This window comes from Stenotrophomonas sp. 115C5, from assembly GCF_056861055.1.
Map to the genome: position 1 here is coordinate 70,756 of NZ_JBSPUQ010000008.1, position 14,394 is coordinate 85,149.

Below are 14,394 nucleotides of genomic sequence, written 5' to 3' on the forward strand. Positions count from 1 at the left end.
CGGATGTACGATCCTAAACTTCTCAGGATCATTGGGGTAAGCAACAGGCACGTAACCCTTGACAGGTGGATCGACATGGACCTCCCTGCTGCTTTTGTACTCATTACAATCGGGACAGCAGACGCACAGGTTGAGTGGCTCAAACATGTACCCGAGGTACATAGCCTTTGGAGCAATATGCTCCACGGGAGAGCCCGCGGCAGACCTGATCGATAGGAGGTTTAGGCAATACGCGCATACCAAACGTTGTACGCGTCGGTAATGATCCCGGACATCCACACGGACCGGCTCAAGACTGGCGTCGGACCACATTGTGTGGTCGTATTCTGGATGCGCACGTACGGTCGCAATTCTATTGAGCGCATCCGCGCTAAAGGCAATAGGTTCGTCAATCAAGCCCGCTCCTCCTTGAGAAGCGCCGAGAGTGAGTCGATCAACGCTATCAGCTTATCGCTAGGGTCAAGCTTTGAGCGCACCTCGAACAACCAGTCGATTTCGCGCTTCATTTCGAGCGTAAATGGGCGGCCGACGCGCACTTGGGCGATGATATTGAAGCATACCCTGGAGATGTACTCGTTCATCATGCCGGGAGCATCAAACAGCTCCGCAAGTTGGAAGTCTGCGGAGCGGCGTTGAAACTGCGACGCAGGATAGAGCTTCCTTTTGCGTAGGTGACAGATGAAGGAGCCGGGGCCACTAAGCCTAGAGATGATCTGAGGCGAGTGCGTGGCAATCACAAACTGGCAACCGCTGTAATGCGAGAACGCGGACTGCAGGAGCGCCATGAAGCGCTCCTGCCACTCTGGGTGGAGACTGATTTCGGGCTCGTCTATCAGTATCAGAGAGTGGTCTTGGATGTGTCCTGCGACGCCGAGCATCAACACAAGCAAGCACTGCTCACCAGAGCTCGCCCGCTTAAGGCTGAAAGGCTGCCGTCCATTCTTCTCCACCTCGATGTCCATCAGCCGAAGCAAATTCTCGTCGAACAACCTTAGAATTGCGCCAAGATGTTTGGGTTCTATCACCGCTCCACTAAGAGTTGCGACGCTACTTCGGAAATCAACTGTGAGACGCAACGCGCCAGGCGCATCCATAAGGGAAGAGGCGAAGTCGAGGTCCCTCAAGACTGTCCGCAAGCTTTCGGTCGCCTCAAGGATGGATGCGACGCGGGTATCGAAGCTGTACCTGTAGGCGCCAAACTTGAAGGAGGATCTGTCGCCCCTGTGACGGCTCGACGTCTCATTTTCGCGCGAGCGTTCAAACTGCGGCTTTAAGACAAAGTTGAACACTGGAGAGAACTTCAGTGAATTCAGAACCCCCAGTAGGTTCAAGCTAGGTGGAGTTTCGGATAATTTCGACAGCAATCCGCGAGCTGCGGAAGACAGCAGCGATACAGCTGATGAAGCGCCATACATACCTTCGCCGCGCATGCCAACATAGCGGTAGTTCTTCTGTGCTTTCGCTTGTCGCCTCGGCGGGGCAGGAAACTTGTCGAACGGACTGGTTGATGCCGCAATGACCACAGGCAAGAGGGGGTCGCTAAGGCGACGAGCACTCATTAGGTTGTAGTCACTGATCCGTCCCCGAGCAATGTCCGACAACAGCCGGCTTTTCCCAACGCCGTTCTCCCCCACAACAACCGTATACGTGTTGTCCCTTGCACTGACTTCAGCCTCGTCGACCAGACGCACCGGACAACCGTCGTGGTAGACCTCGAGCACTCGTTCCATTGGGACCCTCCCTGTCTATCGGGGGAATGTTGGCAGATGTTGGGTGGCTATCCAAGATCGAGCTCCGTCCACTCCGGGCGCCACATTGTAGGGATGTGATCAAGTCAGAGGAGCGTATGTCAGTCTTTGGCCGGAGCCGCGTATGGTCAAAGACATATAACTGCTCCTTTGGCACCGCCAATCAGAAGCGAGATCGTTTCAAGCTGCGAAACACTAAGGATGCACTGCGTTGAAAGCGAGCCCTCCTCCAGTTGGCACGCGGCGAGCGGTATGCATGGCTACCGCTGGTTGGCGTCAGCCACTACAACGCCGGACATGGCTTAATGGCACTTGGCGCTTACCAACCAAGCGCCCCACCCCCGCCCAAGCACCGGCGCATCTCGGCCGGCTACTCCTGGAAAGATCGACAGGGTAGGCGGAGGTTGTCCCCGGAGGCATGGGTTATACCTTGGGGACAGATCCCGGGCACTCTACATACATCCCCTATCGGGAAGGCATAATCTAGCGGGGGATGAAGATCTCGACCACCTGCTAATCTAGTCGACGGGGAGAATGAGGTGTCTGCAAAAGGAGGATTGCTTAGGTGGATCGGAGCCTTTGTAGCTTTCGACATGGCGCTGCTGACATATGCACTGACGCCCGATTGGCGGTGGGGTGCCGCCGAGCCGAAAATGATCATCGGCGGGCTGACGACAGTGCTGTCGCCCCCCATGCTGTACATGATGACGTCAGTGTTGTCACCGGAGCTGAAGGCGGCGATCGTCTTCTGGAAAACTAGGTATCACTTGCCTGGCTATTCGGCATTCTCGAGGCACCTGAAGGAGGATTCGAGAATAGACGCCGATGCAGTTGCGGCACGACGGGGTCCCCTTCCGTTGGACCCGGATGCCCAGCAACGCCTTTGGTACAAGATTTACCGCGACCATCGCAATGATGAGGCGGTCCTTGATGCCAATCGTCGCTATCTCACTTTTCGGGATCTGGCAGTAGTCTCACTCATGGTGACCGTGGCGGCTCCCATCACACTCACTGTCTTTGATCTTGGCTTCGCCCGCGGTCCCGTTGCAGCAGTTTTCTGTCTTCAGTACCTTGGCGCTAGTGTCGTGGCCCGAGTAGCCGGTGTACGTCTGGTTCGAACTGTTCTAGCCATTGAGGGAACCCAGCCAGGTTCCGCTGCTCCTGGCGCGGCATGATCGCCCCTTCATCTACCGCTCCGGCCGCACAATGTTGGGGAGGTAGGTTGCCAGTTCGGCGCGATTGGCAAGGACGATCTGCTGCGATCTGGCGGATTCGTTCTCCTGCTCCTTGAGACCCAAGCGTGCCAACAAGTAGTAGCCCATAGCCTGTCTGCACCTCAACTTCAATCTTCCGTCTGACATGCCGTAGTCAAGTTCAATAACTCGCCGCGCGCCCTCAGAGAGCGCGGGGTTGGGGGCTATCTCGACATAGATCATGCGGTTCCACTGTTCGTCGCTACTGATCGCGGCTTGAGCGTTTCCAGATGGCTTGGCCGTCAAGATTCGGGCGAAGAGGAAGTCACGGTAGTCCTTGCGCAGATGACAGTAGGCTCGGATGTGCCATCGAAACCCGTCGTACGCCAATGCTAAGGGAGAGACACACCTTACATCTGGCTCAGCACGTGCCATGGTCTGGTAGGTGATCTCCAGAGATTTAGCGGACTGAATCGCAGTTAAGGTCTCCCGCAGGAGCGCGACATCGACCCGGCGGGTCGGGAAGCTCACGATCTCTGAAGGCGGCGGATTGCCTAGGAAGCTTAGGTCGGGGCTCAGCAAGCCAGTGGTGATGGCATGCAGCTCTGCCAGATATCGGGCGCTCGATCCTTCGGTAAAGATCGGCGCATAGGTCGGCATCGCAACGTACGCGCGTTCCTTGGCGTCGTACTTCGCATTCTCGGGCGCGCGCGCAGCGTATTCAGCAAAATCCAGAGTTGCTTGAGGGGGCGAAATTTTGAAGAACTCGACCAGGTCGGAACGATTGACCTTTCCCGCCCACAAGAGACGGGAGTCAATGAACTCTAGCCGGCGGGCCTGCCCCCAACGCTCCTTGCGGCCAGCACCGACTTTCAAGTCATTGAATTTATTAGACATTTGTGCAGCTCTCGATGTGGGCCACTAATTTTTATGACCTCGTAGTTTTTCGTAGTATAGTGCGTCCAACGGCCACCGGGGGTGGTCAACACGATGAGGCGCAACTCGAATGAGCAACATCACGTTCTTCCCGGTCGACTGCGGTGACATGACCCTGATCCGCCTCGCGGATGCTGCGGTCAGTTCTATCCTGATTGACGTTAACATCCGCGCGGCGGCGGACGATGCTGACGACACTTCAGTACGTGATGTGGCTTCGGATCTGCGAGCCAGGCTGCAGCGGGATGGGCTTGGCCGGCCCTATGTAGACGTCTTCATGTTGAGTCACCCCGACAAGGACCATTGTCTCGGTCTGGCCCGTCATTTCTACCTGGGGCCGATCGAGGACTATCCTGACGACAAGAAAGCTGATAAGGACAAGCGGATTGTTATACGTGAAATCTGGTCGTCTCCGTTGGTCTTCCGCCGTCGTTCAAAGGACCATGTTCTCTGCGACGACGCCTTGGCCTTCAATCGCGAGGCAAAGCGGCGGGTAACCCAGTACCGCCATGGTCTAGGGAACAAGGACGGTGAGCGCGTACTTCTGATGGGTGAGGACGTTGACGGCAAGACGGACGATCTCTCACCTATCGTCATCAAACCTGGCAGTACCTTCAGCCGCATTAATGGTGCTAATAGTTCCTACTTTGAGGCAACGCTGCTCGCGCCCATCCTTTGCGATGACCCGGACATTGTTGAGGAACTGAAGAAGAACAATTCCAGCATCGTCATCAACTTCGCGTTGGAATCCGTCGAGGCCGGACGCCCCCGCTGCAAGTTCCTGTCTGGCGGTGATGCGGAGGTTTACGTATGGGAGCTTCTCTGGACTGAATATGGGAAGAGCGGTGCGCTGCAGTACGACCTTCTTCAGGCACCACACCATTGCTCGTGGCATTCGCTGTCATGGGATAGCTGGTCCGAAAAGGGCGAGAAGGCCCAAGTGTCCCCTGAAGCGCGAGCTGCCCTGGGTCAGGCGAAGACAGGTGCCGTGATTGTGGCTAGCTCAAAGCGGATCTTGGATGACAAGAATGATCCGCCATGCATTCGCGCTAAGAGGGAGTACGAGAGCATCCTGGCTGCTGTGGGTGGAAAATTCATGTGCACCGGAGAGTATCCGCAGTACTGGGAGCAGACTCCGCTGGATCTCCAGGTTTCATTCGGGGCAGTCCGAGTCAGGAAGGCAGGCGCAGGCTCTTCTACGGTAGCGGCACTGGCTGCCGCGCCGCGTGCGGGCAGCCCCCAGTGACTTCAGATTTTCTCGACTGGGGGGTCAGCATCCCCAAAGATGAGGCTGATCCATTCCGCGATGGCCGCATGCAAGCCCTCCTCAGGGCCTGCAATGCACATGCGGATATCAATGTTGTGGAGCTGAGACGGCTTGAACACCCATTCGTCGCAGAGATCATAGTGGCCGATGTTGGTGATGGCGCCGTGTCCCCCGGGAACGACGCAGGGATTCACCGCATCGAACGAATGGCTCTTCTTTACCGAACTGGTGCCCGATTCCCATTCGAAGCTCGACCTCTCAGGAAGAGCTTTCCGAGAGCGCTGCATCAGTACTCCACGGGCGACCAAGGACCGCCGTCTCTCTGCATTATGGAGGGAGACTGGGAGCTCGCGGAACACAGGTTCACGCCAGAAGCGCTACTCGAGACCCTTCTAGCCTGGCTGGAAAAGACGGCAGATGGGACGATTCATGGGACCGACCGCGGCTTGGAGCCCGTCTTCTACAGCCTTGGGCAGTGCCTAATGCTTCCGCCGGACTTTGCGGAGGCTTTGAGCGATCCGTCCAAGGAGCTTGCTTTGATGGACGCGTGGGAGTGGGAACGCGGAGTGACATATCGCACGCGCATTGTCGCGTCCGCTTCTCCGGCACGGGCGCCTCATCGCATACTCATCATGGATGCCGCCCCAATCGCGCACCTGCCACTCTCCTCGCCGCCGTCATCGCTTGGCAGTCTTGAAGAGCTGCTTGTTGCTAAGGGAAGCTCGCTGATGCCGGGACTGGCCAAATCAGTTCAAGAGGCTTTCCGGCGATGCTGCAACGCCAACGTCCAGCCGGGTCAGGGGCGAATCATCTTGATCGTTCGTCTTCCGCGGCTAAGAGACGGTGAAGTTGTGAGCATCGACTCGATGGGCTTCAGAATCGATTGTGACCTGGTCGCGCTAGGGCTAAAAATACAGGCACTTGGCCGGTACGGAGAGAACGATACAGTCCAGCCAGTCCTTCTACTTGGAGAAGGACCAAGGTGGCCAGAGAAGGGTTGGCAAGATATCGAGGTGCTGCACATCGACGTCAGCCGCAGTCTTGATCGAGACGAGGCGAAGCGATGGTCGGGAATTGAAGAAGGTGAGTTCCGCGGTGTAATTGCAGGCGTGGGCGCACTGGGAAGTGCCCTAATCGATATATGGTCCCGCTCCGCATGGGGCCACTGGGACTACATTGATCCCGACGTTCTGGCTCAGCACAACGTCGTCCGGCATGTCGGCACCCAAGATCAGGTTGGGCTACCCAAAGTCGAAGTTGCCAAACGCCATGCGCGGCGGACGCTCGGGTTTGCCGACCCAGATGTGAAAGCGTTGCAGAATCGGGCCTCGGACCTTGATACAGAGCCGGTACACGCGTGCCTGAAGCGTGGCGATCTCCTCATCGATGCATCAACAACCATCCAGGTAACTAGGGCGTGGTCTGGAGCGGATCTGCCTCGAGGTATGGCAACCTTCTTGACGCCGTCGGGAGATGGCTGCGTGCTTCTTGCTGAGGACAGCGCGCAGGAAATCAGAGGCGCTTCGCTTGAGGCCCAGTACTACAGGGCGATCATCCAGCAAGATTGGGGAGCAGTGCATCTCGAAGCAAAGGGTCGCCCACTTCGAAGTGGGGCGGGCTGTCGCGATGTCTCAGTCGTCCTGAGCTACGACCAGGTGCTGCGAAGTGCATCATTGCTTGCAGGGCAGATCAGGAATAGGTCAATGCTCTCCGGTGCAAGTATCGATGTATGGGAGTCTTCGAGCGATGGCAGCATTCGTCACATTGAGGTGGCGGCCAGACAAACCTTTTCGAAAAAGGTCGGAGACTGGGAGATCTTCTGGGACGAAGGTCTCTGCGAACAACTCCTGGGGGAACGAGCCAACTCGCTTCCACTCGAAACCGGAGGAATCCTTCTGGGCGTCGTCGATTTCAAGCTCAACACAATCCATCTCGTGGACGGCCGTTCCGCGCCAAGGGACAGTGTGTCAACTGAGGCGGACTTCCAGTGCGGTAGCTACGGCGTGCAAGAAGACATCAATGAGGCCCAGCGACGAACAGCCGGTATGGTCCTTTGGATAGGTGCTTGGCACTCGCACCCCAAGGGCGTGAACGCAGTTCCCAGCATCCAAGATCAGGACCTTCTGTCACATCTCTGCACAAGGCTGGGTGCGCACGGATTACCCGCGGTGATGCTCATCGCGGGCGAGAATGGCATCGACGTATTCTTGCAGGTGAAAGGGGTCTAGATCGTTTTACGCACGGACGATTTCCCAGATCTCCTGTGCTCACTCTCATCCGAGTTGTCTGCGTGCCCCAGCCTGCGCGAAGCTCAGGCATCTATGAGGTGGTTCCTCACTTCAGCCGGCGAGGATAGGCCTTCCGGCTCCCTCCGCCTGCAAGCATCGCTGGATCCCCTGAGCCCCTGTCGGAAGCGGCAGGGGCTCCAATGGCGGAAGCGATCTAGGCGCTAACCGGCGCTCGACTGCCTCAGGCTACAAGGCGAAGTACTGCTGTCGCTTCGCTAGGCTTAAAGGAAAATTTCTTGTGGGCTGACGATGCAGTGAGAACTTTTCCCCGAACACATATAGTGCTGTGATGCCTTGTTCAACAGCTGCAGCTTCCGGATGCAGCCGATATTGGGCCACTTCACGAATAGGCGCCTGGAGATCGTCCTGGCCCAGGGCTTGCGCGCAGACGATGCGTCCGAAGCTGTGGCGGGGTCTGTCGCTGAACGGGATAATCCAGAAGCGACTAAGGTGGGCAACGGCGCGAAGCTTGTCAGCAAGGTCATCGACTGTTGGGCCTATGAAAGCGGTGCGGAGCTGGATTCTTCCCGGCGCGGCGAGCCAACGGACAACATGATGGCGGAAAGCCTCAATTGCCGGCTTAGGAATGAGCTCCTGATCGAGCACTGGGGTTCTTGTCTTGGCCGACGCGCAGAGCAAAGTCGAAGCGTTGTGGATGCTCTATAACGAGGAGCGCACCCACAGTGCTCTAGCATTAAAGGACTTGCGAAATCTACACGAGACAGGCCCCGAGCAAATTTCCAGAAGTCGGAAGAGGTCCAAATCTCTTCGGGCGCATAGCCCGGCCCACGGGCGCGGAAGCTTCGCAAGAACAGCAGTGCGACTGGCCGCAATGTATCGGGAATAGCCGCTTGCTGTACCTATGCCAAGTGCATATGATCAATCAGTGTGTCGAACGCGTCGCTCTGGCGTTGCAGAGGCCATTGAACTGAAATTGCTCGTCTCAAGCATCCAGCGAAGGATCATTCCATGAACGCCGTTTCTCAGCCAAACAAAAAGCCCTTCTTGCTGCTGATTGCAGTTTTTGCCATTGCAAACGCGGTCGACTTCATCATCTATGGCCAACATCTCTATAACCTTGCAGCAGTGCTTGGACTTCTGCTTATGGCATTCGGCATCTTGAAGAACAAGAATATTGCATCCACCTGCGGTGCAATCGTAGCGATAGTAGCAATTGCCGCAAAGTACCTCTAAGCGTTCGCGCCATTTTGGGCTCTAGCGTAACAGTGTCGTGCTGGAACGGACTGCATGTGCTGAAAGGCTGCGCGCCGCGAATGACGCCTGGCTGTAGAGAGTGACGACCTGTGTGTATGGTGTCTTAGCGCCTGTACCACGAATGGCGTTCTAATGCGGCGGCTAGCACTAGAAGCGACTTGTCCTGGATGCAGGATCATGATCGCGGCGAGTGGTTTCTATTTCTGAAATAAGCTCGTGGCTTTTAGTGGAGCGGACCCTCAAAGCGAGGCAGTCATGTTTCATGACTGCCTCGCGAGCACTCAGTTACAGCACGCGCGGATTCGCGTTTGCGTAGCCTTCTTTGAAGCCTTCAACAAAATCAGTGGTGGCGTCATACACAGCGATCGCAGTGAGGATGTGTGCCCAGATGCCGCCAGAAACTTCTTCGATCTCGTTAATTTCAAGAGTACGCATTTCGTTCATTTCCTTATGTCGAAAAAATAGAGACCAAGCAGGATGACCTCAATGAGGCGCCTGACAGGTGACCAGTCAACTCAGTTACGGGCGAGATTTACTCAAGTTCCCGGCGTGAATCGCGCCCATGTTTGCCTCGTACCAGGCATAGGCCTCACCGGCAAACTGGCCAACGTCGGTCCAAAAGCCGGCGCCGGAGATCTGTTCCACTTCGACCTCAGTAATCTCACGCATACACATTCCTTTAGTGATAGATGATGAAAAGCTTGACTTCCACGTCTCCTGACGCAGGAGATCGATCCGGCCGTTTGGCAGGCACGATCAACAAGCTCGAAGCGAGCACTACAGCTGCAGATGTGTTGCCAAGCAGGAAGCAAGCCATCGTTGAATTACATCCAATCCAGTCATGCCCACCACGCTTCGCAGCATCTGTTTGAGTGCGCGCGATTTCGTTATCGCATGCAAACTTTTGCGTTGTCAATAGACCGTTAGTGCTAGTCAGGCTGCACTTGCTCGTCGTCTTAACGCCATCGTATATTCGACGAAATGCGAGGGAAGGCACTAGTACTACATGGAACCAATCATTCAGTCTGAGTCTGCAGAGTGCGGACTGGCATGTCTGGCGATGATCGCAGACCACCATGGAAATCGGATTGGTCTCCGTGAGCTGCGTAGACAGCATCCCACATCTCTTAAAGGGGCAACGCTTGCGCAGGTGATGAAGGTGGCAGCGCGGCTAGGCTTGGGAAGCCGCGCGGTACGTTTGGACTTGGAGCACTTGAGTCAACTCCGACTTCCTGCTGTTCTTCACTGGGACCTAAATCACTTCGTCGTGCTGCAGAACGTCAGCAGGCGCGGGGTTGTTGTTCTTGATCCTGCGTTCGGAAGAAGACTGCTGAAGATTGATGAGTTCTCCAAGCACTTCACCGGCATTGCGCTTGAGCTAGCTCCAACCACCGACTTCAAGCGAGCTCCGATAGCGCCGGCTATCGCGATCTCCGATCTCACTGGCAGGATCGACGGCCTATGGCGATCACTGGGGTTGATACTGCTGCTGTCATGCGCGCTGCAGATATTTGTGTTGCTCGCGCCATTCTTCATGCAGTGGACGGTCGATCAGGTTCTGATCTCTGCTGACAGCAACCTGCTAACAGTGCTCGGTGTGGGGTTCGGACTTGCGCTCTTGATACAAGTCATGATCGGACTTGTCCGCGGCTCGGCCGTAATCTATCTGTCCAACCGCCTTGGTGTTCAGTGGGCGACAAACGTCTTCTCCCATCTGCTTAAGCTTCCCCTTGACTTCTTTGAGAGGAGGCATCTAGGGGACATCACCTCAAGAATGAGCAGTGTTCAGGCGATTCAGCGAACTCTAACAACAAGCTTTGTGGAAGCGATTGTAGATGGCCTAATGGCGTCAGTTACGCTTCTCATGATGTTCATGTATAGCTGGAAGCTCGCGCTTATCACGCTACTTGCAGTGTGCCTGTACATGGCAGCAAGGACGCTGGCCTTCAAGGCATTACGCACCGGATCGGAGCAGCAGCTGATCGCTTCGGCTCGACAGCAAAGCTACCTGATCGAGTCGATTCGCGGTATTCAGTCCATCAAAATTGGCGGACGAGAGACATCGCGAAAGCTGAGCTACTCCAACCTGCTGCAGGACACGACCAACTCTGACGTTTGGCTCGCTCGCTACGGTCTTGCATTCACTAGTTCGAACCAGCTCATATTCGGCCTTGAGCGCATAGCTGTTATTTGGATCGGCGCACTTCTTGCAATGCAGAACGTCTTCTCCGTAGGCATGCTTGTGGCATACCTGGCATACAAGGATATGTTTGCTCAGCGCATCGCTAGCCTGATTGACAAGTCCGTCGAGTTCCGAATGCTGAGGCTACATGGAGAGAGGCTGGGTGAGATCGCGCTGACCCCTCCCGAAGAAAGTAGTGACGCCTATCTTATTGAGACGCTACCAGAGCACTTGTCGATCGAGTGCAGGGGGCTTGGCTTTAGGTACTCACCGGATGAGCCTTGGGTCATCAAAGACTGCAACTTGCGCATCGCCCAAGGTGAGTCCGTCGCGATCACGGGGCCGTCAGGGTGCGGAAAGACTACCCTACTTAAAATTCTGCTGGGCCTCTTGCCGCCAACGGAGGGGACAGTCTTGGTCGGGGGCGTTCCACTGGAGAAGATCAGCGCCGAATCCTACCGGAATGCAGTGGGTGCCGTCATGCAAGACGATCAGCTATTTGCCGGTAGCTTGGCGGACAACATCTCATTCGGAGAAGACACTCCGGATGAATCATCCGTCTATCGTGCCGCAAATCTCGCGGCGATTCATGCGGAGATTATGGCCATGCCAATGGGTTACCACACCTTGATTGGTGACATGGGCACAAGCTTGTCGGGCGGCCAGAAACAGCGAGTCATTCTGGCTAGAGCACTCTACAGCAACCCAAGAATCCTCTTTCTTGATGAGGCCACGAGTCATCTCGACGTGGGTAGAGAACGCCTGGTCAACACTTCGATCCACGGGCTCGATCTCACAAGAGTGATCATTGCGCATCGCCCTGAGACTATCGCTAGTGCTGACCGAGTTCTTCTAATGACCAATGGGCAGTTGGTAGATCTGCCGGATCAGACGCGGGATCACAGGATCGACGAGATCCTTGAATCGGGACACGCAGCATGAGTGACCTTTTTCGGAAGGAGGTGATCGAGAATCGGAGAGGAAGTTGGCTAGGGAGTATTTCCTTGGTTCAACCCCTCCGAATGTGGTTGCTCGCGTCGTTGGCCGCAGTCGCAGGCGCGGTCGTGCTTTTCTTCCTATTCTTTGGTGAATACACGCGGAGGTCACGTGTGGCTGGTGAGTTGGTGCCAGACCTGGGCCTTTCGACAGTAGTTGCATCTTCGCCAGGAGTTGTCACAGCTTTGCGCGTTGAGGAGGGACAGCATGTTTCTGCGCAGGCTCCTCTCGTGCTCCTGAGCGCACCGAGAGTTACGGCTTCAGGCCAAGACGCGCTTGAAATACTTCGATCCCAACAAGAGGCTCAGCAGAAGAGCCTTATCAAGGGCCGCGACTCGCAAAATGAGCAGGTGCGACTGCAGCATGTAGGTCTTACAAGGCAGAGGGAGGCTCTGGAAAAGGAGCTATCTCAGATCGCTGGAGAGATCGAATCTCGAAGAGCGCAGGTCAGAATCGCACAAGATATTGTAGAGCGGTACAGGAAAGTGTCGGATGAGCGATACGTTAGCATTCTGCAGCTAAATCAGCAGGAGCAATCAGTGCTTGAACTGATGAATGCGCAGAAGGCGCTGGAGAGACAGGCTACCACTATAAATCGAACACTTGCCCAAGTTGAACAAGCGCTGGCGGAGTTACCTAAGCAGCAGGATTCAGCCAACGCCGCCATTTCGAGGGAACTGGCACTCTTAGCCAAGGAAACGATCCAGGTCGAGGCGAATGGCGAGATGTTGCTTCGAGCTCCAGTCAAAGGTCTCGTCGCGAATCGCTTGGTAGAGGTTGGACATGCCGTGCAGACAGGTCAACCCGTGCTCACTCTGCTTCCAGAAGGCTCGGAGCTTCGGGCGCAACTGATGGTTCCTAGTTCGGCGATAGGCTTTATAAAGCCTGGCGATAGAGTTCTGCTTCGCTATCAAGCTTATCCGTACCAGAAGTTTGGCACTCACTCTGGCCGCGTGCTTCAAATCTCTCGCAGCGCTGTCGTTGCAACCAAGGGGCAAGCCGATGAAGGTGAAGCGGTGTATCGAGTGCTTGTGTCACTTGATGAGCAGACAGTCCTTGCGTATGGACAGCCAGAGGCGCTTAGGCCAGGAATGCGATTGGAGGCGGACGTGATGGGAGAGCGACGGCGGCTTTACGAATGGGTGCTTGAGCCGCTCTACTCGGTTGTCGGCAAAGCTAGCGGCAGTTGAGTCGGAGAGATATCTGCCAGCAATCACGCCTTGAATATATCGGATGACGCCGCAACTTGTGATTCGCAGCTCCAAGCTTCCAGGATGAGGAGCCTCTGTCGCATCTTTGCATAAGACTTGGTGCCCGCGGTAATGCTCATCGCTGGTCAGAATGGCGTCGATGTCTTTTTGCAGGCGAACGGAAGTCAGATCGTTTCAAACGTAGACGACTTGCGCCTGTGCTGTAAGCAGCTCCATTAAGGCGGCGCCAAGCTCAGGAATCTATGAGATGGCTACTTCTCCTCGACCGCCGAGAGTAGGCTCCCGCCTCCCTCAGCCCCGGAGCACTGTTGAATCCTCAGATAGGCCCTGCAGGAGTCAGTACGGGTGGCATTGGCGGCCACGATTTAGGCGCCAACCTGCCCTCTATTGCCTTGCGCTGGGGGGCTAAGTCTTCCTCTTGGTCCTCTAGACTTAGGGGATGGCTCCATCATGGCCGGCGACGCAGTGAGCAGATTCCCGCGAACACATATAGTGTTGATGTTCCTACTGCTTCGCGCGCCCCTCGCACGCCTATCTGAACCTGTCACCAGGCCTGGACTTCGAGACCAAGCTGTTCGCCAAGACCAATGCACCGCAACTGCTGCGCAAGGAGCTGTCGAAGCCGGGTTACGTGCCGCAGCCGATCGCGCTGGGCATCAACACCGATGCGTACCAGCCGATCGAGCGCAAGTTCAAGCTGACCCGCCAGCTGATCGAAGTGATGCTGGAAACCAAGCATCCGTTCTCGTTGATCACCAAGAACGCACTGGTCGAGCGCGATATCGATCTGCTTGCACCGCTGGCGGCGGAGAACCTGGTCAGCGTGCATTTCTCGGTGACCTCGCTGGACCCGCATCTTTCCGCAAAGCTGGAACCGCGCGCATCGGCGCCGCATGCACGGCTGCGCGCGATGAAGCATCTGCATGAAGCGGGCATTCCGGTGGGTGTGATGGTGGCGCCGGTGATCCCATGGATCAACGACAGCGAGCTGGAGGCCGTGCTGGAGGCTGCGCACGACGCTGGCGCCAGTACAGCAGGCTACGTGCTGCTACGCCTGCCGCTGGAAGTGGCGCCGCTGTTCCGCGATTGGCTGGATACGCACCATCCCGATCGCGCCGCGCATGTGATGAGTACCATCCAGCAGCTGCGCGGCGGCAAGGACTACGACAGCCAGTTCGGCACGCGCATGCGCGGCCAGGGCGTGTACGCCGATCTGTTGAACAACCGCTTCAAGCTGGCCCGCAAGCGGCTGGGTTTCAATGCGCAGAACAGCCATTGGCCGAAGCTGGACTGCAGCCGGTTCCTGAAGCCGCTGCCGCCGCGCAAGGACTCGCCGCAGGGTTCGCTCTTCTGAGGCG

At 56.4% G+C, this 14,394-nt stretch carries 11 protein-coding genes and 1 pseudogene; 7 read left to right on the forward strand and 5 right to left on the reverse strand.

Annotated elements, in window-relative coordinates; translation table 11 throughout:
* Positions 1-392: 392 nt before the first annotated feature.
* Entirely contained in the window at positions 393-1,730 is a 1,338-nt protein-coding gene (locus AC13FN_RS11755; RefSeq protein ID WP_482984406.1) for an AAA family ATPase, read from the reverse strand.
* A 611-nt stretch (positions 1,731-2,341) separates the two neighbouring features.
* Here AC13FN_RS11755 and AC13FN_RS11760 point away from each other — a divergent pair.
* The gene (locus AC13FN_RS11760; RefSeq protein WP_241877580.1) at positions 2,342-2,923 is read left to right on the forward strand and encodes a hypothetical protein; all 582 of its coding nucleotides are present in this window, start codon (positions 2,342-2,344) and stop codon (positions 2,921-2,923) included.
* A 12-nt stretch (positions 2,924-2,935) separates the two neighbouring features.
* On the opposite strand, the gene AC13FN_RS11765 is transcribed toward AC13FN_RS11760, so the two are convergent.
* Positions 2,936-3,838 (reverse strand): helix-turn-helix transcriptional regulator, encoded by a 903-nt coding sequence (locus AC13FN_RS11765; RefSeq protein ID WP_482984405.1) that lies wholly within the window; start codon positions 3,836-3,838, stop codon positions 2,936-2,938.
* A gap of 109 nt (positions 3,839-3,947) precedes the next feature.
* Between AC13FN_RS11765 and AC13FN_RS11770 the strand changes: the two genes are divergently transcribed.
* Both AC13FN_RS11770 and AC13FN_RS11775 read left to right on the forward strand, forming a co-directional pair.
* A complete protein-coding gene (locus tag AC13FN_RS11770) occupies positions 3,948-5,123 on the forward strand; it encodes a ComEC/Rec2 family competence protein (RefSeq protein WP_241877583.1) in 1,176 nt (391 codons plus the stop codon).
* Positions 5,124-5,191: 68 nt separating this feature from the next.
* Positions 5,192-7,372 carry a ThiF family adenylyltransferase gene (locus tag AC13FN_RS11775; protein WP_482984404.1) on the forward strand — a complete coding sequence of 727 codons (2,181 nt, stop codon included), beginning with the start codon at positions 5,192-5,194 and terminating at the stop codon, positions 7,370-7,372.
* Positions 7,373-7,618: 246 nt separating this feature from the next.
* Here the strand turns inward: AC13FN_RS11775 and AC13FN_RS11780 are convergent, their stop codons facing one another.
* Positions 7,619-8,038, reverse strand: a complete 420-nt coding sequence (locus AC13FN_RS11780) for a hypothetical protein (protein WP_482984403.1) — start codon at positions 8,036-8,038, stop codon at positions 7,619-7,621.
* Positions 8,039-8,401: 363 nt separating this feature from the next.
* On the opposite strand from AC13FN_RS11780, the gene AC13FN_RS11785 reads away from it, so the two are divergent.
* Entirely contained in the window at positions 8,402-8,626 is a 225-nt protein-coding gene (locus tag AC13FN_RS11785; protein WP_482984402.1) for a hypothetical protein, read from the forward strand.
* 306 nt (positions 8,627-8,932) lie between these two features.
* Here the strand turns inward: AC13FN_RS11785 and AC13FN_RS11790 are convergent, their stop codons facing one another.
* Together AC13FN_RS11790 and AC13FN_RS11795 are read right to left on the reverse strand one after the other, a co-directional pair.
* A complete protein-coding gene (locus tag AC13FN_RS11790) occupies positions 8,933-9,082 on the reverse strand; it encodes a class IIb bacteriocin, lactobin A/cerein 7B family (protein WP_482984401.1) in 150 nt (49 codons plus the stop codon).
* Between the two features lie 84 nt (positions 9,083-9,166).
* Positions 9,167-9,316, reverse strand: coding sequence for a hypothetical protein (locus AC13FN_RS11795; RefSeq protein ID WP_167357707.1), 150 nt, complete (start codon positions 9,314-9,316; stop codon positions 9,167-9,169).
* A 337-nt stretch (positions 9,317-9,653) separates the two neighbouring features.
* Between AC13FN_RS11795 and AC13FN_RS11800 the strand changes: the two genes are divergently transcribed.
* From AC13FN_RS11800 to AC13FN_RS11810, 3 genes and pseudogenes are all read left to right on the forward strand, one after another.
* Positions 9,654-11,771 (forward strand): peptidase domain-containing ABC transporter, encoded by a 2,118-nt coding sequence (locus AC13FN_RS11800; RefSeq protein WP_482984400.1) that lies wholly within the window; start codon positions 9,654-9,656, stop codon positions 11,769-11,771.
* Between the two features lie 593 nt (positions 11,772-12,364).
* On the forward strand, positions 12,365-13,015 hold the full coding sequence (locus AC13FN_RS11805) for an HlyD family secretion protein (protein ID WP_482984399.1): 651 nt from the start codon (positions 12,365-12,367) through the stop codon (positions 13,013-13,015).
* A gap of 520 nt (positions 13,016-13,535) precedes the next feature.
* Positions 13,536-14,390: pseudogene (locus tag AC13FN_RS11810) on the forward strand (PA0069 family radical SAM protein); the annotation flags it as partial.
* Between the last annotated feature and the right edge of the window lie 4 nt (positions 14,391-14,394).

What these genes read in the sequence shown, in the direction of transcription:
- AC13FN_RS11755 (WP_482984406.1), bottom strand. Translation starts at nt 1,730, where the DNA reads ATGGAACGAGTGCTCGAGGTCTACCACGACGGTTGTCCGGTGCGTCTG.
- AC13FN_RS11760 (WP_241877580.1), top strand. Translation starts at nt 2,342, where the DNA reads ATGGCGCTGCTGACATATGCACTGACGCCCGATTGGCGGTGGGGTGCC.
- AC13FN_RS11795 (WP_167357707.1), bottom strand. Translation starts at nt 9,316, where the DNA reads ATGCGTGAGATTACTGAGGTCGAAGTGGAACAGATCTCCGGCGCCGGC.
- AC13FN_RS11770 (WP_241877583.1), top strand. Translation starts at nt 3,948, where the DNA reads ATGAGCAACATCACGTTCTTCCCGGTCGACTGCGGTGACATGACCCTG.
- AC13FN_RS11765 (WP_482984405.1), bottom strand. Translation starts at nt 3,838, where the DNA reads ATGTCTAATAAATTCAATGACTTGAAAGTCGGTGCTGGCCGCAAGGAG.
- AC13FN_RS11790 (WP_482984401.1), bottom strand. Translation starts at nt 9,082, where the DNA reads ATGCGTACTCTTGAAATTAACGAGATCGAAGAAGTTTCTGGCGGCATC.
- AC13FN_RS11785 (WP_482984402.1), top strand. Translation starts at nt 8,402, where the DNA reads ATGAACGCCGTTTCTCAGCCAAACAAAAAGCCCTTCTTGCTGCTGATT.
- AC13FN_RS11800 (WP_482984400.1), top strand. Translation starts at nt 9,654, where the DNA reads ATGGAACCAATCATTCAGTCTGAGTCTGCAGAGTGCGGACTGGCATGT.
- AC13FN_RS11775 (WP_482984404.1), top strand. Translation starts at nt 5,192, where the DNA reads ATGCAAGCCCTCCTCAGGGCCTGCAATGCACATGCGGATATCAATGTT.